The organism is Gilvimarinus sp. 1_MG-2023 (assembly GCF_030548285.1).
Map to the genome: position 1 here is coordinate 42035 of NZ_JAUOSC010000001.1, position 20239 is coordinate 62273.

Annotated in this window: 21 protein-coding genes; 11 read left to right on the forward strand and 10 right to left on the reverse strand. The window is 51.9% G+C overall.

What is annotated here, in order from left to right:
• Nucleotides 1-67: 67 nt before the first annotated feature.
• The 5 genes from hflD to cspD form a co-directional block, all read right to left on the reverse strand.
• On the reverse strand, nucleotides 68-700 hold the full coding sequence (gene hflD, locus Q4563_RS00170) for a high frequency lysogenization protein HflD (protein WP_215976757.1): 633 nt from the start codon (nucleotides 698-700) through the stop codon (nucleotides 68-70).
• Nucleotides 701-746: 46 nt separating this feature from the next.
• Entirely contained in the window at nucleotides 747-1841 is a 1095-nt protein-coding gene (gene mnmA / locus Q4563_RS00175) for a tRNA 2-thiouridine(34) synthase MnmA (protein ID WP_303603213.1), read from the reverse strand.
• A 38-nt stretch (nucleotides 1842-1879) separates the two neighbouring features.
• Nucleotides 1880-2326: an NUDIX hydrolase gene (locus Q4563_RS00180; RefSeq protein WP_215976759.1), complete on the reverse strand. Its 447-nt coding sequence runs from the start codon at nucleotides 2324-2326 to the stop codon at nucleotides 1880-1882.
• 26 nt (nucleotides 2327-2352) lie between these two features.
• Nucleotides 2353-2997: a pseudouridine synthase gene (locus Q4563_RS00185; RefSeq protein WP_303603214.1), complete on the reverse strand. Its 645-nt coding sequence runs from the start codon at nucleotides 2995-2997 to the stop codon at nucleotides 2353-2355.
• Between the two features lie 74 nt (nucleotides 2998-3071).
• Nucleotides 3072-3296: a cold shock domain-containing protein CspD gene (gene cspD / locus Q4563_RS00190; protein WP_215976761.1), complete on the reverse strand. Its 225-nt coding sequence runs from the start codon at nucleotides 3294-3296 to the stop codon at nucleotides 3072-3074.
• Nucleotides 3297-3560: 264 nt separating this feature from the next.
• On the opposite strand from cspD, the gene clpS reads away from it, so the two are divergent.
• Together clpS and clpA are read left to right on the forward strand one after the other, a co-directional pair.
• On the forward strand, nucleotides 3561-3950 hold the full coding sequence (gene clpS, locus Q4563_RS00195; RefSeq protein WP_215976762.1) for an ATP-dependent Clp protease adapter ClpS: 390 nt from the start codon (nucleotides 3561-3563) through the stop codon (nucleotides 3948-3950).
• Nucleotides 3951-4007: 57 nt separating this feature from the next.
• A complete protein-coding gene (gene clpA, locus Q4563_RS00200) occupies nucleotides 4008-6290 on the forward strand; it encodes an ATP-dependent Clp protease ATP-binding subunit ClpA (RefSeq protein ID WP_215976763.1) in 2283 nt (760 codons plus the stop codon).
• Between the two features lie 77 nt (nucleotides 6291-6367).
• On the opposite strand, the gene Q4563_RS00205 is transcribed toward clpA, so the two are convergent.
• The 5 genes from Q4563_RS00205 to trxB form a co-directional block, all read right to left on the reverse strand.
• A complete protein-coding gene (locus Q4563_RS00205; RefSeq protein WP_336623023.1) occupies nucleotides 6368-6766 on the reverse strand; it encodes a globin domain-containing protein in 399 nt (132 codons plus the stop codon).
• 154 nt (nucleotides 6767-6920) lie between these two features.
• Nucleotides 6921-7139 carry a translation initiation factor IF-1 gene (gene infA, locus Q4563_RS00210; RefSeq protein WP_049722125.1) on the reverse strand — a complete coding sequence of 73 codons (219 nt, stop codon included), beginning with the start codon at nucleotides 7137-7139 and terminating at the stop codon, nucleotides 6921-6923.
• 147 nt (nucleotides 7140-7286) lie between these two features.
• Nucleotides 7287-7994 carry an arginyltransferase gene (locus Q4563_RS00215; RefSeq protein WP_215976765.1) on the reverse strand — a complete coding sequence of 236 codons (708 nt, stop codon included), beginning with the start codon at nucleotides 7992-7994 and terminating at the stop codon, nucleotides 7287-7289.
• Between the two features lie 140 nt (nucleotides 7995-8134).
• On the reverse strand, nucleotides 8135-8845 hold the full coding sequence (aat, locus tag Q4563_RS00220) for a leucyl/phenylalanyl-tRNA--protein transferase (protein WP_215976766.1): 711 nt from the start codon (nucleotides 8843-8845) through the stop codon (nucleotides 8135-8137).
• Between the two features lie 73 nt (nucleotides 8846-8918).
• Entirely contained in the window at nucleotides 8919-9854 is a 936-nt protein-coding gene (gene trxB, locus Q4563_RS00225; protein WP_215976767.1) for a thioredoxin-disulfide reductase, read from the reverse strand.
• Between the two features lie 319 nt (nucleotides 9855-10173).
• Here trxB and Q4563_RS00230 point away from each other — a divergent pair, with 319 nt between their 5' ends.
• The 9 genes from Q4563_RS00230 (at nucleotide 10174) to Q4563_RS00270 (ending at nucleotide 19983) form a co-directional block, all read left to right on the forward strand.
• Nucleotides 10174-12513 (forward strand): DNA translocase FtsK, encoded by a 2340-nt coding sequence (locus Q4563_RS00230; protein ID WP_215976768.1) that lies wholly within the window; start codon nucleotides 10174-10176, stop codon nucleotides 12511-12513.
• Nucleotides 12514-12579: 66 nt separating this feature from the next.
• On the forward strand, nucleotides 12580-13200 hold the full coding sequence (gene lolA / locus Q4563_RS00235) for an outer membrane lipoprotein chaperone LolA (protein WP_303603216.1): 621 nt from the start codon (nucleotides 12580-12582) through the stop codon (nucleotides 13198-13200).
• 1 nt (nucleotide 13201) lies between these two features.
• Nucleotides 13202-14542, forward strand: a complete 1341-nt coding sequence (locus Q4563_RS00240; RefSeq protein WP_215976770.1) for a replication-associated recombination protein A — start codon at nucleotides 13202-13204, stop codon at nucleotides 14540-14542.
• 2 nt (nucleotides 14543-14544) lie between these two features.
• A complete protein-coding gene (crcB, locus tag Q4563_RS00245) occupies nucleotides 14545-14922 on the forward strand; it encodes a fluoride efflux transporter CrcB (protein WP_215976771.1) in 378 nt (125 codons plus the stop codon).
• Between the two features lie 44 nt (nucleotides 14923-14966).
• Nucleotides 14967-16247 (forward strand): serine--tRNA ligase, encoded by a 1281-nt coding sequence (serS, locus tag Q4563_RS00250; RefSeq protein WP_303603217.1) that lies wholly within the window; start codon nucleotides 14967-14969, stop codon nucleotides 16245-16247.
• 27 nt (nucleotides 16248-16274) lie between these two features.
• Nucleotides 16275-17660, forward strand: coding sequence for a siroheme synthase CysG (gene cysG / locus Q4563_RS00255; protein WP_303603218.1), 1386 nt, complete (start codon nucleotides 16275-16277; stop codon nucleotides 17658-17660).
• 90 nt (nucleotides 17661-17750) lie between these two features.
• A complete protein-coding gene (locus Q4563_RS00260; protein ID WP_303603219.1) occupies nucleotides 17751-17987 on the forward strand; it encodes a hypothetical protein in 237 nt (78 codons plus the stop codon).
• Nucleotides 17988-18044: 57 nt separating this feature from the next.
• Nucleotides 18045-19424, forward strand: a complete 1380-nt coding sequence (gene gorA, locus Q4563_RS00265) for a glutathione-disulfide reductase (protein ID WP_303603220.1) — start codon at nucleotides 18045-18047, stop codon at nucleotides 19422-19424.
• Nucleotides 19425-19536: 112 nt separating this feature from the next.
• Nucleotides 19537-19983 carry an excinuclease ATPase subunit gene (locus Q4563_RS00270; RefSeq protein ID WP_215976776.1) on the forward strand — a complete coding sequence of 149 codons (447 nt, stop codon included), beginning with the start codon at nucleotides 19537-19539 and terminating at the stop codon, nucleotides 19981-19983.
• Nucleotides 19984-20239 lie beyond the last annotated feature (256 nt).

Below are 20239 nucleotides of genomic sequence, written 5' to 3' on the forward strand. Positions count from 1 at the left end.
GGCGCTATGATACCTTATCAGTGGCCATTTTTCAGGCATTATCGCGCGCGGCAGGCTTTGCGGACTGCTAGAGTGGGATTTGTTGCAGTAAGCGCTCGGCCTCGGCCAGTAATCGTTTGCGCTGCAGCAATATTTGCAGCCTGGAGCCACCCACCTGCCGCCACAACATGGCCGAGCGCACTGAAGCCAAGAGCAGTGCTCTAACCTGATTAGCCACGCGTTTTTGCTGTAAGTAGGTCGGCTCTCCGGCTACTTGAATCCGAAAGCGAAAACGACTGAGTGTATCGCTGTAGATATCGGCTAAATTGGCAATGACATTGTCATGAGTGCTGCCAAAGTGCCCGGCTTGATGTTTCGCGGTATCAATACGACTGGAAATCACTTGCAGCATATCTTTGCGTTTGCGCAGGCGACCTTGTAGGTGCAGTACTCCGGCGCTATAGCGTACGGTGTGGTTTTGCAATTGGCGGTTCGACTGTAAAAGATCGCGCCAGGTTTCTAGCCCTAAGCGCAAATTGGCCAGCTCGCCGTAGACGCTCAATGTGTCGGTCGGTGAGGTTTGGAACAGGCTGTTAATACTGCAATGGTAGGCATCACTGGGAATAAAGCCGGTGCGTGCTAACTGATCCACAAGTGCAGTGGCCTGCAATGTTCCGGCTGCGGCCAGGGTGATGTCTTGCCATTTGTTCGATTGAGCCAAGGGTAATTCCTACATCAAGTAAATGGTGAAGCTTGCAGTTGAGGAGCTATTGATTGTCGGCAAATTCGATAACCGCACCGCCTAAGCAGATCTCGCCATCGTAAAAGACAACCGACTGGCCAGGGGTAACCGCTCGTTGTGGCTGGTCGAAAAGAACCTTCAAACCCTTATCGGTAATGGTCACTGTACAGGCTTGGTCGGCTTGCCGATAGCGAGTTTTGGCGGTGCAGCGAAAGGGGGTTTGTGGTGCGCCATGATTGATCCAGTGGGGTTGGGCGGCACTTAAATGGTTGGTGAAAAGCCGTGGGTTTTCTGTGCCTTGGGCGACTTTTAATATATTGCGGGTTAAATCTTTTTCTACCACAAACCACGGATCGTCGCTGGCGCCTTTCACACCGCCAATGCCAAGCCCCTGACGCTGGCCAATCGTGTGGTACATCAAACCGCTGTGCTGGCCGATGACACGACCTGTATCGTCTTCAATAGCCCCAGGCTGGGCGGGTAAGTACTGCTCTAAAAAATCTTTAAATCGACGCTCGCCAATAAAACAAATACCGGTGCTGTCTTTTTTGCTGTGGGTGATTAAACCGTGAGCCTCAGCAATGCTACGCACTTCGGGCTTGTCCAGTTCCCCGACTGGAAATAGAGTCTGAGCGAACTCGGCTTCACTGACAGCGTGCAGAAAATAGCTCTGATCTTTATTGCTGTCTAAGCCGCGCAATAGGTAGGTGTGTCCATCGCGCTCGGCGCGACGCACATAGTGGCCGGTGGCAATATATTGCGCACCGAGCATCTGCGCGTACTCGAGAAAGACTTTAAATTTGATTTCACGGTTGCACAGAATATCTGGATTGGGCGTGCGCCCGGCTTTGTATTCGGCCAAAAAATGCTCAAAAACATTATCCCAGTATTCGGCGGCAAAATTGGTGGTGTGTAATTTAATGCCCAGGGTTTCACACACTTTTTGTGCGTCGGCTAAATCTTCTTTGGCCGTGCAGTAATCTGTGCCGTCGTCCTCCTCCCAGTTTTTCATAAACAGGCCTTCTACCTGATAACCTTGCTGTTGCAAGAGTAGGGCAGAAACGGAAGAGTCGACACCACCGGACATGCCGACAATGACTTTTTTGGAGGCTTGATTCATACAACGTGTGTCTTTGCTGAGCGAGATTGGGCGCTATTCTAACCTTGCCCGCCGGTTACCTCCAAGGGGAAACGGCGGCCACTTAAATAGTCTTCAATGACTTTTAGCACCATTGGGCTGCGCAATTGTGCCGCGCGGCTGCGAATTTGCTCTACGCTTAGCCATATGGGGCCAATGATCCCGGTATCCAAGGGGGCCTCTGCATTATGTTGAACGGCCCGAGCAATAAAAGTCGTGCGCACATAGGTGATTTGGTTGGCCGGTGCTTTGTAAAGATCAACGCCCACCACGCCGGTTACTTCTACCTCCCAGCCGGTTTCTTCCATAGTTTCACGCCCAGCCGCTTGTGCCAGTGTCTCACCGGCCTCAAGGTGCCCAGCCGGTTGATTGAGCCGCTCTTGGCCGTCGATCCACTCGCGTACCAGTAAAAACTGACCTTCTTGCTCGACGATGGTGGCGACAGTCACATGGGGTTGAAAGCTCATACGGGGTCCTGATGGGGTGAACGGGTTTATCGGGGGCGTTTGCCACCGGGTTTCGGCCCTTTAAAGGCGGGCCCCTTGCTGCCAAGTCGTTTTTTATTAATGGGTCGCTTAGCGGCGGGTGGCTGTGGGAGGTGAACGGTCTCCATATGCCACTGTCCACTGTCGAGATCACCCAGTTGCCACTGACCGATACTCACTCTTATCAATCGCAAGGTGGGTAGATTGACGGCGGCCGTCATGCGTCGAACTTGACGATTGCGGCCCTCCGTAATGGTAATGGCCAGCCAAGTGGTGGGGATGTGACGGCGCTCGCGTACCGGTGGGTGGCGAGGCCAAAGTGTGGGTGGTTCAATAGTCTGCACTTTGGCGGGGCGGGTGAGGCCATCTTTCAGTGTTACGCCTCGGCGCAATTGCTCTAAGGCTTCTGGGCCTGCGTCCCCTTCCACTTGCACCCAGTAGGTTTTGGGTAGTTTGTTACTCGGGTGAGTAATACGCTGTTGCAAAGCGCCGTCGTCGGTCAGTACCAGTAGGCCTTCGGAGTCGAGGTCCAGTCTACCCGCGGCATAGACATTGCTTTGAGTAACATAGTCCGCCAGAGTCGGACGCCCTTCGGGGTCGGTAAATTGGCACAAAACCCCATAGGGCTTATTGAAAAGCACTAATTTGGCCATAGATATAGGTAAGTTGGAGTGAAAACGCGGCCAGTGTAGCTTAGTTAGCCGCGTTTTGGCGAACCGTTCGGCCGTTAGGTGTGGGGCGTTGCTGGTTCTGGTAGAGTGATATTGACAGCATGTAAGCCCTTATCACCTTTAGAAATGTCAAAACTTACGGCTTGGCCAGCTTTCAAGGTTTTGTAACCGTCCATACTGATGGCGGAATAATGGGCGAATAAATCTTCGTTTCCTTCATCCGGGAGGATGAACCCGTAGCCTTTGGCATTGTTGAACCATTTGACAGTACCGGTAGGCATATTATTAATCCTTCTTATTATAGGCGCGCTACTCTTAGGTTACGCACGATTATTATTAGTACTTGCCCTCACAAATGCCACAGCGATTGCAGTGCGTCAATAGAGTGACGGTCAAGTTGAGTGGCGAAAAAACGACCACCGGGTGACTTTTTATCTGACAGGAGAGGTCTTGTCAAGCCGTAGGAGTTCGTGATGCCCGAGGGGAATGGGTTACAATGCTTAAACCTACAATTTGCAGAAAAGAATCGGTTCTTGTGTACGACTATGGGAAAGTTTGAAAACTATCGACTAACATTAAATCAGGTGAGTGGTCACAGTGACGGTGACGACGACTATAACCATGAGGGTGGGGCGGCAGTGCAAGAGGCTCCGCCGGAGCTTAAAAAGCCCGCCAAGTATCAAGTGGTTATGCACAATGATGATTACACGCCAATGGAGTTTGTGGTTTATGCGTTGGAAACATTTTTCAGCATGAACCGAGAGCAGGCCACACAGGTAATGCTCACCGTGCACACTAAGGGCAAGGCAGTTTGCGGCACTTACACCCGTGATATCGCCGAAACCAAAGCCGCTCAGGTTAACCAGTGTGCCAAAGATAACGAGCATCCATTGTTGTGTGAGATCGAAGCAGTAGAAGGGGACGAAGACAATTAAGGTGTCATTCGGTATTTATATAACCGGTGAATTGGGCTCCCTAGAGAGGTACCGTAGATGTTAAGTAAAGACCTTGAAGTAACCTTAAATATGGCTTTTAAGGGCGCGCGAAGCAAACGGCACGAGTTTATGACCGTTGAGCACTTGCTGTTGGCTCTGATTGACAATGAGTCGGCTGCCGGTGTGTTGCGTGCCTGTGGGGCAGACCTTGTGGTTCTAAGGCGCGAGCTGATCGAATTTGTCGATTCCACAACCCCATTACTGCCTGAAAACGATGATGAGCGTGAAACGCAGCCCACCTTAGGTTTTCAACGTGTGCTCCAGCGTGCAGTCTTTCATGTGCAGTCCTCTGGTAAGCAAGAGGTCACCGGCGCCAATGTTTTGGTAGCGATCTTTAGCGAGCAAGAGAGCCAAGCGGTGTACTACTTAAAACAGCAGAGTATTGCCCGCATCGATGTGGTCAATTACATCACGCACGGTATTCAAAAGGTGGCCGGAAACGAGCACGGCGCCGAAGAGGGTTCGCAAGAACAAACCGATGACGAGTCGCTAGGGGTAGAGCAGCCCTCGCAAAGCCCATTGGAAAACTATGCGACCAACCTTAATGAGCTTGCCGCCAACGGCAAAATTGACCCACTGATTGGCCGCAGCTTCGAGTTGGAGCGAGTCGCGCAGATATTAACCCGCCGTCGCAAAAACAACCCGCTGCTGGTAGGTGAGTCCGGTGTGGGTAAAACGGCCATCGCAGAGGGTTTGGCCAAGCGGATTGTCGACGGTGAGGTACCCGAGGCATTGGCCGCCAGTGTGGTTTACTCTTTGGATATGGGCGCACTATTGGCTGGCACCAAATACCGCGGCGATTTTGAAAAACGATTTAAAGGCCTGTTGCACGAGCTGAAAAAACAGGACGACTCAATTCTGTTTATCGATGAAATTCACACCATTATTGGTGCTGGTGCCGCTTCTGGGGGCGTAATGGATGCCTCTAATTTACTTAAGCCACTGTTGAGTTCTGGTCAGCTACGCTGCATGGGTTCTACCACTTATCAGGAATACCGCGGTATTTTTGAAAAAGATCGCGCCCTATCGCGTCGCTTCCAAAAAGTTGATGTGGATGAGCCCACGGTCGATGAGACTTATCAAATTCTTAAAGGTCTGAAAAAGCATTTCGAAGAGCACCACGGCCTGCGCTTTACCGATCCGGCGTTAAAAGCCGCTGCCGAAATGGCCGAACGCTATATTAATGATCGGTTTTTACCCGATAAAGCCATTGACGTTATCGACGAGGCCGGAGCTTATCAACAGTTGCAACCACCGAGTAAACGGAAAAAAACGGTGGGCGTCACCGACGTGGAAGCCGTTGTGGCAAAAATTGCCCGTATTCCACCGAAAAGTGTATCGGCTAACGACCTAGAGCAGCTGCGCAAGTTGGAAGACAATCTTAAGTTGACTGTGTTTGGTCAAAATGAAGCGATTGAAACACTGGCTACAGCGATTAAACTGGCTCGGGCAGGTTTGCGCACGGGTGATCAGCCTATCGGCTCCTTCCTCTTTGCGGGTCCCACCGGTGTGGGGAAAACCGAGGTGAGTAAACAATTGTCCCGCAGTTTAGGGGTCGAGTTGCAGCGCTTCGATATGTCGGAATATATGGAGCGACACACCGTGTCTCGCTTAATAGGTGCGCCTCCGGGGTATGTCGGCTTTGACCAAGGTGGTTTGCTCACCGATGCGGTGACAAAAAACCCACACTGTGTGGTGCTGTTGGATGAAATTGAGAAAGCTCACCCGGACGTCTTTAATTTATTACTGCAGGTAATGGATCACGGAACCCTAACGGATAACAATGGTCGCAAAGCAGATTTTCGCAATGTGATTTTGATTATGACCACTAATGCAGGTGCTGAAGACGCTAGTCGAGCTTCGATTGGCTTCACCAAGCAAGATCACTCCACCGACGCCATGGAAGCACTGAAGCGGATGTTTACCCCAGAGTTTCGCAATCGCTTGGATGCCGTTGTACAGTTTGGTTCGCTGCCACTGAGTGTAGTGGAAACGGTTGTAGACAAATTCTTGACCGAGCTGCAATCCCAACTGGACGACAAAAAAGTGACTCTCGAAGTCTCTGAGCGAGCGCGTAAATGGTTGGCGGTTAACGGCTATGACGAGAAAATGGGTGCAAGACCTATGGCGCGATTGATTCAGGAGAAGGTGAAAAAGCCATTGGCCGAGGCGGTACTGTTTGGCGACTTAGCCAACGGCGGTGTGGTTGAGGTGGATGTGGATGAAGCGCGCGATGAGTTGGCGCTTGGCTACGAAACCAAAGAGCTTGAGCCCGCTTAGTATTTAACCGTGCTCCTGCATAAAAAAACCGGCATTGGCCGGTTTTTTTATGCAGTTGTTTAAGTTGTGCGTTTAACTTAATAGGCGTCGCGAATAATATTAATGCCTGGTGTAAGAGCTGCTTGCCAACTGCGCTCTATGCTCGGTGAAAACTGCGGGTCAAATTGTGCAAGCGTCTCTAACAGAGCATCAAACCACAACGAATACCAGTGTGGTTGAATATCGTACCCAGTGCGAGAGTGACTCTGCCCCAGAGATTGTAACTTTGTAGAGGGCATGCCTCGGGCGTGGAGTACTAGCTGCATGATGCCGTTGCGCAATAAGTGCCGTTGAGCTGACATGTCGGTATCGCGAAATAGCTGGCGAATTTCATCGGACTTGCTCATAAATCGATCATAAAATTCAACGAAAAATGCATCGTTATTACAGCACCGTCCATAGCTTTGGAAAACAATATCCGAATCGAGTTGCCCCATAACTGTCGCCTTCTATAGTGTCTGTAGGATAAGTGGCGGCACTTTACTCCAATACAGTCAGTCGGTATTTGATATTGGTCAATCAACGCATACGAAAAAGCCCCAATAAAGGGGCTTTAGCGGGCGTTTAAGTGTAAAACGCTTGCGGCTGAGATTAGCGCGCGCGGTAGGTGATACGACCTTTGCTTAAGTCGTAAGGTGTCATCTCCACCTTAACTTTATCGCCGGTAAGAATACGGATGTAGTTCTTGCGCATTTTGCCGGAAATGTGGGCGGTGACCACGTGACCATTTTCCAGCTTAACGCGGAAAGTGGTGTTGGGGAGTGTATCGATCACTTCGCCTTCAAATTCAATATTGTCTTCTTTCGCCATTCGGCAGAGTCCTCTACTTGGCTGTGCTTCTGCGGGTGTTGTCTAAAACGGCGTGAATTGTGCCTGAAAAGACCCCATTAGCCAAGCCTGAGCGGCCAAATATTGGGCAAAAGACGTTAAATAGGCAAAGTTTACGTCATAAAAAGCTTAATTTAGCCGAACCCAGCGTTTATTAACCAATAATTCCAGTGGTCGATACTGAGTTTTGTAGTTCATCTTCGGGCATTCTTTAATCCAATAGCCCAAATAGACATAGGGCAAAGACAGCTCTTGAGCCTTGGCAATTTGTTGCAAAATAACGAAAGCACCGAGGCTGCGCTTTTCTAATTCAGGGTCAAAAAAAGTATAGACTGCGGATAAACCATCCAGAAGGCGGTCGCACACGGCAAGTCCCGCCAGCTTATCGCCCAATCGGTACTCAATATACTGGGTGCTGCCCCACTCGGAGCTTAAAAAGGCCTTGTACTGTTCGCGGGTTGGCGGATACATATCACCATCGCGATGACGGGTATTGATATATTGTTCATAGAGCTGATAGTGCTCATCGGTGTCGATGTTGTCTATCCAGCTGACGTTCAAATCGCTGTTGCGCTTTAAGCAGCGCCGTTGATTGCGATTAGGGCGAAACAGCCGAACCGGAATACGGCAAGAGAGGCAAGCCTGACACTGGGCGCAGTGGGGGCGATAAAGGTGTGAGCCACTGCGACGAAACCCCAATTGAGAGAGTTCGGTGTAAAGCGCTGAGTCGACATCGGCAGCCGGGTCGATAAAGACCGTGGTGGCTTCTTCGCCGTCCAGGTAGCTGCACGGGTGAGGGGCCGTGGCAAAGAGTTTTAGTGTCGATAGGTCGCTCATGGCTAGTTCATCCAATACGGCTAATAATGTAATGTCTGTTCAGCGGCCGTTTGTGTCTGCAGTATGAGCCGCTGAATGGCTGCTATCTGCCCCTAACTCTAGAGTATTTACACGCTTTTGTCTGCCTGCTAGGTCTAGTGTTATTGCGGAATGAGTAGTGGGGTCTGGTTGCGCCAGTGCGAGGCGCTGGTAGCGCCAATGTGGCGGTTTAACTGCTCGGCAAATGCTTCGCGTGGGATTTCGTCTGCCCCCAGTGAGGCGAGGTGTGAGCTGTGCACCTGACAATCAATTAACTCAAAGCCCCAGTCATTAAGGTTGTAGGCCAAGGTGGCGAAGGCCACTTTGGAGGCATCGCTGACCCGGCTGAACATGGATTCGCCAAAAAACACCTTCCCCAGTGCCACTCCGTAAAGCCCGCCCACCAGTTGCTCTTCCAAGTACACTTCAATCGAGTGGGCGACTCCCAGGCGGTGCAGTTCTATATACGCTTCTCGCATCTCACCTGTGATCCATGTGCCGGGCTGGCCGTTGCGCGGCTCAGCACAGGCATCAATGACCTCGGCAAAGGCGCGGTCAGCCGTGACGCTAAACAGCTGTTTTCGCAAGGTTTTGCGCAATGATCGCGACAAGTGGATAGCGCTTGGCGTGACCACCGTGCGCGGGTTAGGGCTCCACCACAGAATGGGCTGATCTTCTTCATACCAAGGGAAAATGCCCTGAGCATAAGCGTTCACCAATCGGGTGGGGCTGAGGTCGCCGCCGGCGGCCAGCAGACCATCGGGCTCGTTTAGTGCCTGATCGAGCGCGGGAAAAACAGATGGGTTGGGGCCGAGCCAGGGAAGTTGAATCATTGAGACCTTTTTAGTTACAACAAAAAAACGGGCCGAAGCCCGCTTTCATTGTAACTTATCGTACAGTGGGGCGTTAATCGTCGAGAAACTTCTCGGCGTCCAGAGCGGCCATACAGCCAAAGCCGGCTGAGGTAATCGCCTGACGGTAGATGTGGTCAGAGACATCACCGGCGGCGTATACGCCCTCTACGCTGGTGCAGGTGGCATTGCCATCTAAACCGCTTTTGATTTTGATGTAGCCGTCTTTCATATCCAGCTGACCGGCAAAAATATCGGTATTGGGTTTGTGGCCAATGGCAATAAATACCCCGGCAACGTCGATTTCTTTCTGGGTATTGGCATCCAGGTCGTTCAGGCGCAAGCCGTTAACACCACTGTCGTCCCCCAAAACTTCCTCTAGAGTGTGATTCCAGAGAATCTTAATATTGTCTTTGGCGAACAACTTATCTTGAAGAATTTTCTCTGAGCGCAGGCTGTCGCGGCGGTGAATTAGGGTCACTTCACTGGCGATATTGGACAGGTAAAGCGCCTCTTCAACCGCGGTATTGCCACCGCCGATGACGGCCACTTTCTGGTCGCGGTAGAAAAAGCCATCACAGGTAGCACAGGCGCTAACACCACGACCCATAAACGCTTCCTCGGAGGGAAGTCCCAAGTATTGTGCCGAAGCGCCGGTGGCAATAATCAACGCATCGCAGGTGTAGGTTTCAGTACCTTTTAAGGTGAAAGGGCGCTTGGATAAGTCGGTTTCGTTGATATGATCAAAAATGATTTCAGTGTCGAAACGCTCTGCGTGCTGCTGCATTTGCACCATCAAATCGGGGCCCTGCAAATCGGCCACACCACCCGGCCAGTTTTCTACCTCAGTGGTGGTGGTGAGCTGGCCGCCTTGCTGCATACCGGTAATAACCACTGGTTTTAAATTGGCGCGAGCCGCGTAAATAGCCGCGGTGTAACCGGCGGGGCCGGAGCCCAGAATAATTAAGCGGTGGTGCTTAGCGTCGCTCATTTGCAGTATCCTTGTTCAAAGTGTTTGATCGGTGAGGGCGGTATCTAGCGGTTGTCATTGGTGTAGAACAGCCCCTAAAGTGGCGACAATCATAAGGGAATCAAACTCATCAGGCAAAATTGTAGTCTTTAATGCGTTAGATTGGTAAATACTATAGCGCCGATCCTGCATTATTAGAGATGCTTGTGTCCACAGTTTACGTATTGGGGCGTCACAGCCCGCTGGCAATGATTTACAATGGGCTAGTTTAGAGTATTAAGCCCCAGGGCAGAATGAAATAATTAGAATACAGAACAACGATAATTGGAGTAGGAAACGTTTGAGTAAAGCCAGTGCCAAGCAGGCAAAGAACAACAGCCCAGAGACCAACAACCTAACCGGGCGCATTCTTCGCGAAGGCGCATTAATCGGCTTGGTGTGCGCTTGTGTCTTAATGCTGATTACCCTGGTGACCTACGATACCGGCGACCCAGGGTGGTCGCGCACCGGGGAAAATCTTCATGTGCAAAATGCCGGTGGCCCAGCTGGGGCTTGGTTTGCCGATGTTTGCTTTACCCTGTTCGGGTATCTGGCCTTTTTGTTTCCGTTAATGCTGGGTTACCGCGCTTGGTTGGTTTTTCGCGATCGCTCCCATCCTCCGCAGTTTGACCCGGTTTTAATCGGCCTGCGCACGGTTGGCTTAGTGTTGGTGATGGTGGCCGGCACTGGGCTGGCGGTACTGCATGTGGGCGGAAATGGTGGCGCTTTGCCCTTCTCCGATGGCGGTTATTTAGGCTTGTCCGTGGCCGAAGCGGTGGCAGGAGCATTCAGTCACACCGGTGGCACCTTATTGCTGTTTGCGGTGTTCTTTTTTGGGGTCACTATTTTTACCGACTTATCTTGGTTGGGGCTGATGGATCGCATCGGTCTTTGGGTGCTTACCGGCAGTCGCAAGTTGGCTGAAAAGTGGACTCATTGGCGTCAGCACCGTGCGGAGCAATACGAGGCCAATAAGCAACAGCGCGAACGCAAAGCGGCCATTGTGACTCGTAAAAAAGAAGAGGCTAAGCGCGTCCCCCCCAAGATTACCGAGCCTGCACGCAAACCGGCACCGGTCAAACGTCCACCACCGGCCAAACAGGCTTCACTGTTTGAAAAAACCGATGCACCCGTGGGGGAAATGCCCGCCATTGAGCTGCTCGATCCGGCCGACAAGCACAGCGACAAAGCTTTCTCAAAAGAGTCGCTAGAGGCTATGTCGAAGTTATTGGAGCTTAAGCTCAAAGATTTCGGTATTGAAATTGAAGTCACATCGGTGCAACCAGGGCCTGTGGTGACTCGCTTTGAAATTAAGCCCGCTCCTGGTGTGAAGGCCAGCCGCATTACCAATCTCGCCAAAGATTTAGCCCGCTCGCTGGCGGTTATTAGTGTGCGTGTGGTGGAGGTGATTCCCGGTAAATCGGTAATGGGTATTGAGATCCCCAACGAACACCGCGAAATGGTAAGACTCAGTGAGGTGATCGCCTCCGAGCCTTACGATCGCTCCAAGTCGCGCCTGACCATGGCGCTTGGCCACAATATAGCCGGCGAGCCGGTCATTGCCGATTTGGCCAAAATGCCTCACCTGTTGGTGGCCGGTACCACCGGTTCGGGTAAGTCGGTAGGGGTTAACGTTATGTTGCTCTCGCTGCTGTACAAATCTTCCCCCAAGGATGTGCGCCTTATTTTGGTGGATCCGAAAATGTTGGAGCTGTCGGTTTACGAGGGAATTCCTCACTTGCTGACCCCAGTGATCACCGATATGAACGACGCCTCTAACGGTCTGCGTTGGTGTGTGGGCGAAATGGAGCGGCGCTATAAGTTGATGGCGGCTATGGGCGTACGCAACCTGGCGGGCTTTAACCGCAAAGTCAGTGAGGCAGAAAAAGCCGGTACGCCAATCGCTGATCCTTTGTTTAAGCCCGATGAGAATTTTGAAGCGGGCAGCGCCGAAGCCACGCCCCCTAACTTAGAAACACTGCCGGCTATTGTGGTGGTGATCGACGAATTCGCCGACATGATGATGATAGTCGGCAAAAAAGTGGAACAATTAATCGCCCGTATTGCCCAAAAAGCACGGGCGGCAGGAATTCACTTAATTTTGGCCACCCAAAGGCCGTCGGTGGATGTGATTACCGGTTTGATTAAAGCCAACGTGCCTACCCGTATGGCCTTTCAGGTGTCCAGTAAGATTGACTCGCGAACGATTCTGGATCAGGGCGGGGCAGAGCAACTCTTGGGCCACGGTGACATGCTCTATTTACCGCCCGGCACCAGTGTGCCCGAGCGGGTGCACGGCGCCTTTGTGGACGACCACGAGGTGCATAATGTGGTATCGGATTGGAAAAAACGCGGCCAGCCGAATTATCTCGAGGAAGTCGTGGACGACAGCACCAACAGTATTCCGGTGCCGGGCTTACCTGGCGGTGAAGAGGGCAGTAACGATGAAGGCGATGCCCTCTACGATGAAGCCGTCGCTTTTGTGATTGACTCGCGCAAAGCCTCTATCTCGGGCGTCCAGCGCAAATTGCGCATTGGTTATAACCGTGCGGCACGCCTGATTGAAACCATGGAGGCCGCCGGAGTGGTATCGGGGGCCGGGCACAACGGCAATCGTGAAGTATTAGCCCCCAAAGGTTAACGGGCATTAGTTGTGCTTGTGGCCGCCCAGACTTAACTGGGCAACCGCTTGAAAATTGAGGAAGTTATGTCAAATATTCGATTGTGTGTCACCTTTGTAGCCGCGTTTTTGTTGGCTGTTAATGTTCAGGTGCGGGCCGCGACAGATGTCGAGGTTTTGGTGGGTAAATTAGCCCAAATTACCAGCATGAGTGGTCAGTTTGAGCAGGTGCTGTTGGATGAAACCGGTGAGACGATTGAGTCCAGTCGGGGTCAGTTTGTATTGCAAAAGCCCGGTCGTTTTTACTGGCTGACTACCGAGCCGTTTGAGCAAGAGTTAATCAGTGATGGCGAAACCATCTGGCTCTACGATCCAGATTTATTTCAAGTCACTGTGCGCGAGGTGAGCGAAGCCATGGACAAATCACCGGCTCACTTACTCAGCGCGAATGCCGCCACTTTGTCAAAAACCTATCAAGTTGAGCGTCAGGGCCAAAATGAATTCACCCTGACACCGAAAGAGCCGCAGGCTCTGTTCGATACCCTGGTCATCGGTTTTGACGATAATAGCGTGGGTCTTATCCGACTCAATGATGCCTTGGGTCAAAGCACCGTGATTACGCTTGCGGATACGCAACTGAATCAACCGGTTGACGCGTCACAGTTTCAATTTGTCGTGCCGCAAGATGTCGATGTGTTAGTCGATTAATATGAACGATTTGTTTGCCCAAGAGGGGCCAGCACAACCCTTAGCGGCGCGAATGCGACCGCGCACGCTCGATGAATACATTGGCCAGGAGCATATACTCGGTAGGGGCAAACCCCTGCGCGAAGCGGTGGACAAAGGCCAGCTGCATTCGATGATTTTGTGGGGACCACCGGGTGTGGGGAAAACCTCCTTGGCCAAGCTGTTTGCCGAGCGAGCCGATGCGCGCTTTGAAACCATCTCCGCGGTATTGGCCGGGGTAAAAGATATTCGGCGCGCGGTTGAATTGGCCCAGCAAGAGCGGCAAATGCGCGGCCGTCAAACCATTTTGTTTGTCGATGAGGTGCACCGGTTTAACAAATCGCAGCAAGATGCTTTTTTACCCTATGTGGAAGACGGCACCTTTATTTTTATCGGCGCCACCACCGAGAATCCCTCCTTTGAGCTCAACAACGCGCTCTTGTCCCGTTGCCGGGTCTATGTGTTGCGCTCTTTGCCCCAAGAGTCACTGCTGCGAGTAATTGAACAGGCAATTGCCGATGAGCGCGGCTTTGCGGCCGATATAGAGGTGGACACCGAAACCCGCGAGCGTTTAGCGGCCGCCGCCGATGGCGATGCCCGCCGGGCACTCAACCTGCTGCAGGTGGCGGCGGATTTGGCTCGGGATGAGAACGGCCGCAATATTGTTGATGGCCAAGTGTTGGCCGAAGTGGTGGGGGGGGATGTACGCCGCTTCGACAAAGGCGGCGATCTTTTTTACGAGCAAATCTCCGCTATGCACAAAGCCGTGCGCGGCTCCTCACCGGACGGCGCTCTGTACTGGATGGCACGTATGCTTGATGGTGGCTGTGACCCGCTGTATATCGCAAGACGGGTAGTGCGTATGGCCAGTGAAGACATTGGCAATGCCGACCCGCGCGGTCTATCGCTGGCACTGGCGGCTTGGGATACCCAGGAGCGGCTCGGCAGCCCGGAAGGTGAACTGGCCATCGCCCAGGCGATTAGTTACCTCGCCTGCGCGCCGAAAAGCAACGCGGTGTATAATGCGTTTAATCAAGTCATGGCCGATGTACGCAGTGACCCGGCTTACGATGTTCCCATGCATTTGCGCAATGCCCCGACGGCACTGATGAAAGATATGGCTTACGGTCAAGAATACCGCTACGCCCATACCGAGCCGGGTGCCTATGCCGCCGGCGAGGTTTATCTGCCAGAGGAAATAGCCTCGCGCCGCTACTATCAGCCCACCGATCGCGGGTTGGAAGGTAAAATCAGCGATAAGCTGGAGTATTTGCGTCAGTTGGATGACAGCAGCCCAATAAGGCGCTACTTACACGAGGATTAACCATGCAGTGGTTGTTTATTGGTTGTGGCGGGGCGCTGGGCGCTATGTTGCGGTTTTATATTACCGCGCAGTTATTTCCCGTGACTGGTAATAAATTTCCGCTGGGCACCTTAACAGTCAACCTGCTCGGTTGCGCGCTGGTCGCTGTTTGCTATGTGGCCATTGTGGAAAAAGGCCTTTTACCCCCTTATTGGCGGCACTTGGCCATCGGCGGCTTTTTAGGCGCACTGACCACTTTTTCTACGTTTTCGCTCGACGCTTTATTGTTGTGGCAGAACGGTTTGCACATGGTGGCCGTGCTCTATGTTCTGGCCAATGTGCTCGGATGTCTGCTGGTGGTAACCGGTTCGTGGTATTTGGCCAACTTTATGTTATCTTAACCGCCCTAAAAATTACCTTCCAACCGTTAACAACAGTCAATCTTATGCTAGATCCAAAACTGATTCGCGCCAACCTTGATGAAGTGGCTCAGGGGCTTGCCAAACGCGGCTTCGAGCTCAATGTCAATTTATTGCGTTCGCTGGAACAAGAGCGCAAAGAAATTCAGGTTAAAACCGAGAACTTACAATCCGAGCGCAACAGCCGTTCGAAAAATATCGGCAAAGCCAAAGCTGCCGGTGAAGATATCGCACCACTGCTTAAAGAAGTGGATCAGCTCAAGCAAGATCTAGCCAGTGCTGAGACTGAGCTGCACGAGGTGCAGAATAAGTTGGATGAGTATTTATCCACCGTGCCGAATATTCCCGCTACCGAAGTGCCAGAGGGCGCCAGTGAAGACGACAATGTCGAGGTGCGTCGCTGGGGCACGCCGCGCCAGTTCGACTTCGAGGTGAAAGACCACGTTGATCTCGGCGCCAGTATCGATGGTCTTGACTTCGACACTGCCAGCAAAATTACCGGCGCTCGCTTTGCTGTGATGCGCGGTGGTATTGCTAAATTGCATCGCGCGTTAATACAGCTAATGCTCGACACTCATGAAAATGAGCACGGCTACGAAGAAGTGAACGTACCCTACATCGTTAACGCCGAGTCATTGTACGGCACAGGCCAACTGCCCAAGTTCGAAGAAGATCTATTTAAGCTCAATGACGAGCGCGGTTTTTATCTAATTCCTACCGCCGAGGTGCCGGTTACCAATCTGCTGCGCGATACCTTGCTGGATAAGGGCGCCGAGCTGCCGTTAAAGTTTGTCGCGCACACACCATGCTTTCGCTCAGAGGCGGGCAGCCACGGGCGCGACACCCGCGGCATGATTCGTCAGCATCAGTTTGAAAAAGTCGAGTTGGTACAATTTGTTCGCCCCGAAGATTCCGATGCCGCACTGGAAACGCTTACCGGCCACGCTGAAGCTATTTTGCAAAAGTTGGGCCTGCCATATCGCACCGTCATTTTATGTGGTGGCGATATCGGTTTCTCGGCTGCTAAAACGTACGACATTGAAGTCTGGGTTCCCTCGCAAGACAAATACCGCGAGATTTCATCTTGCTCGAGTTTCCGTGACTTTCAGGCACGCCGCTTAAAAGCACGCTACCGCGATCCGGAAACCGGAAAACCTGCCTTGCTGCACACTTTAAACGGCTCTGGTTTAGCCATTGGCCGCACCTTGTTGGCGGTCATGGAAAATTATCAGCAGGCCGATGGCAGCATACTGGTACCCGAAGTGCTACAGCCTTATATGGCCGGTGCCACTCGTATTCAAGCCTAAGTGCAAGTTAGCGTAAGGAGTTAAGTGGTGGAGTATTTCCCTTTCTTTATGCATCTGCGCGGTCGCCCCGTGCTACTGGTGGGAGGGGGGGATATTGCCATCCGCAAGGCTCGTTTGCTGAACAAAGCGGGCGCGCGGTTACAGGTGGTCAGCCGCGAGGTTGCCCCTGAGCTCGAAGCTATAGTGCGTGACGGCGGCGGCAGTATCCGAGTGGGGGAGTTTACCCCCGATGATCTCAACGCCGTGGTGTTAGTGCTGGCCGCCACCGATAATGCCGAAGTTAACCGCAACATTTCCGAGCACGCTCAAGCCCGTCAATTACCTGTTAACGTTGTAGATAGCCCTGAGCTATGCACCGTGATTACCCCCGCTATTGTCGATCGTTCGCCACTGATGATTGCCATCTCCAGCGGGGGTGAGGCACCGGTATTGGCGCGCCGGGTACGCGCCCAGCTAGAGCAGTGGCTGCCCACCAGTTACGGACGTTTAGCCGGTCTTGCCAGTCGTTTCCGTCAGGCGGTAAAAGATAAATTTAGCGATGGCGATCAGCGCCGGCGCTTTTGGGAACAAGTGCTTAGCGGCCCAATCGCTGAACAAGTCTACGCCGGTAAAGACGAGCAAGCCGATCGTATGCTGCGCGAGCAATTGGCGCAGCAAAATGACACGGTCGGCGGCGAGGTGTATTTAGTCGGCGGCGGGCCAGGGGATCCCGAGCTGCTCACCTTAAAAGCCTTGCGTTTAATGCAGCAGGCCGAAGTGGTTCTTTACGATCGCTTGGTCTCCGATGAGGTGATGGAGTTAGTGCGGCGCGATGCCGATCGCATCTACGTGGGTAAAAAACGCAGTGAACACGCCGTGCCTCAGCCCGATATCAATCAGCTATTGGTAGACTTGGCTCAGCAGGGTAAGCGAGTGCTGCGTCTAAAAGGCGGCGATCCATTTATTTTTGGCCGCGGCGGTGAAGAAATAGAGCTTTTGGCCGCCAACCACATTCCCTTTCAAGTTGTGCCGGGTATTACCGCGGCCTCTGGCTGTGCCGCTTATGCGGGTATACCGTTAACCCACCGCGATCACGCACAATCCGTGCGTTTTATTACCGGCCATCTAAAAAACAATAACCCAAATTTAAGCTGGCCCGAGCTGGCACAACCGGGGCAAACTCTGGTGTTTTATATGGGCTTGTTGGGTCTGAAAGAAATTGCCCAGCAGCTTATGCACAATGGCCGATCGGCCTCTACCCCAGTAGCGCTGATTGAAAAAGGCACCACAGATGAACAACGTGTGATCGTCGCTACTTTAGACACCATCAATGCCAAAGTGGAAGATTTGGGTGCCAATGGGCCAACACTGATTATCGTTGGCGAAGTGGTCTCTTTACGCGAGCAGTTAGATTGGTTTGGCACAAGCCGCTAAAATTGTGAATTAAAACGCGTTTTTGGATAAAATACATACAGTTTTTGATATTTGGCCGATAGCCATCATACTCAACTGATAAGTGTATTTATGGTTTACTTAGGACCCATTACAAGATTATCCCCGCTAACCATGCCCAAGCCTGCCACCGGCTATGAGCCCGATAAAGACTTGCTAATTGATAAGCGCTTGCCCGATTCTAGCCCCCCCAAGCTAGAGCGGCGACGGGGTGATCGGCGCAAAAAACAAAGAACATCTGTTCTCGATTCGCGCGCCGGTCAGGATCGACGTCGTGAAAATGCGCCTAATATTGATCTCGAAGTGTAACAGCCGTACTCTTAAGCACTCTAATGAGTGAATTCACCTCTTTGTTGGACAGATCAAATGGGCACTACAATAGCGACAGAAACCTATGATTTATTAGTAATCGGCGCAGGTTCCGGCGGTGTTCGCGCCAGCCGGGTGGCCGCGAGTTTGGGCGCAAAAGTGGCCGTGATTGAAGAGCGAGCACTAGGGGGCACCTGTGTTAATGTCGGTTGTATTCCCAAAAAGTTATTCGTATACGCCAGCCAATTTAACGAGCAGTTTGAGCGCGGTAAGGCTTACGGGTGGCAAGCGAATGATATTCACTTTAACTGGCCAATCTTGCGCGATAACACACAGCAGGAAATCCAACGGTTAAACGGTGTTTACGGTCGAATCCTGGACAATGCCGGCGTCACCTTACTGCGCGGTCACGCCCGGCTTTTGGGTGATGGCCAGGTACAGATAGAAGATACCGTTTATCGGGCTAAGCGTATTATTTTGGCCGTTGGTGGCTGGCCGTTTATCCCCGATCTTCCCGGTCGCGAACACGCAATTACCTCAAATGAGATTTTTACTCTGCCAGAGCTACCAGAGCGAGTTGTAGTCGTCGGCGGCGGCTATATCGCCTGTGAATTTGCCGGCTTTCTTAATGGCTTGGGGGTAGATACACACCTTATCTATCGCGGCGATTTAATACTGCGCGGTTTTGACGATGACATTCGTCAGTTAATGCTCGAACAAATGCGCCATAAGGGCGTGCAGGTACATTTGCAAACGGATATCGATGCCATAGAGAAAACCTCGACCGGGCAGCTGAATTTGGCGTTAAATAATGACAGCGAGATGCAAGCCGGTGCGGTGATCTACGCCACAGGTCGCAAGCCATTACTGGATAACCTAGGGTTAGAAAACACCCAGGCCACCACAAGTAAAAGTGGTGCCCTTACCGTCGGTGATGACTATCAAACCGCAGAGCCCAATCTCTACGCCATTGGTGATGCTATAGACCGGCTGGCTCTGACGCCTGTGGCTCTGGCAGAGGGTATGGATTTAGCACACCGATTATACGGGAAAACCGGCCAAGGCCCGGGAGCTGTCGATTACCCACTGGTGCCCACTGCTGTCTTTACCCAACCCAACATTGCCACTGTGGGTTTAACCGAGAATCAGGCCCAACAAAACAGCGTAGAGTACGATGTTTATCGAGCAAGCTTTACACCATTACCTCTGACCCTGTCACAGAGTTCTGAGAAAGTTATGGTAAAATTATTGGTCGAGCGAGCGAGTGATAAAGTCATAGGCTGCCATATGGTGGGGGCTGAGGCTGGTGAAATCATTCAAGGCCTAGCAGTGGCCATGACGGCTGGGGCCACCAAGGCTGATTTTGACCGCACCATAGGTATCCACCCAACAGTAGCGGAAGAGTTTGTGACTCTGCGCGAGCCGGTTACCAAGTAGGGGGTGTCTCTTGGCCCCGTGGGCACTAAGGTAAACAAACAATTCGTAGCGTCATAAAGTTTTGGTATATTTAAGTTTTCGAAGACTAACGACAATAGAAAGGAGTTCAATAATGGCTATTCGATTGAATAAAACACTGTCTTTAATCGCAGCGGCGGCACTGACTTTCGGTGCGGTAAATGCCCAGGCGCGCGATGAAGGCCTAATGCTGCCGATTCAGGATGTCTTGACTGAATACACAGACAAGCTCGATAGCGATATTAAGTTGTATTTTGGCGAGCAAGCTTACCCCGCACCCAGTAAAAAATTGGGCAGCTTCACCAGTAACAAAAAAACCAAGGCCGTTTTTAAGTCTGATGAGGAAGCGTGTTCTTGGGCTATGCTATCGGCGTTGATTGCACTGCAAGAGCGGGCTGTGCGTGAAGGTGGTAATGCTGTGGTTGATATCGTTAGCTACTACAAGAAAAACGAAATGAGCAGCGAAACTCAGTACGAGTGTCATGCCGGTAAAATCATGGCCGGTGTTGCCATGCGTGGACGAGTAGTCACTATAGACTAACCAACCACTGACGACTAGTTTATCTCAATTTGCTCTATAAGAAAGGCGCTCTATCGCAGAGCGCCTTTTTTTTGCCTCATGATATCGGTCAAAAATCCCACTTGCACACTCTGAGTGCGCCTCTAATTTTATGCACTGCCACAAATGCTCGTCTCTGGTGCGAGCGTTGCGCCTTCGTCTGGGGCAAATATCTAAATGTGTGGGCAAAACAGTGCATGGGCAGGACTAAATGTAAACCCAAGCCACTGTCTGTTTT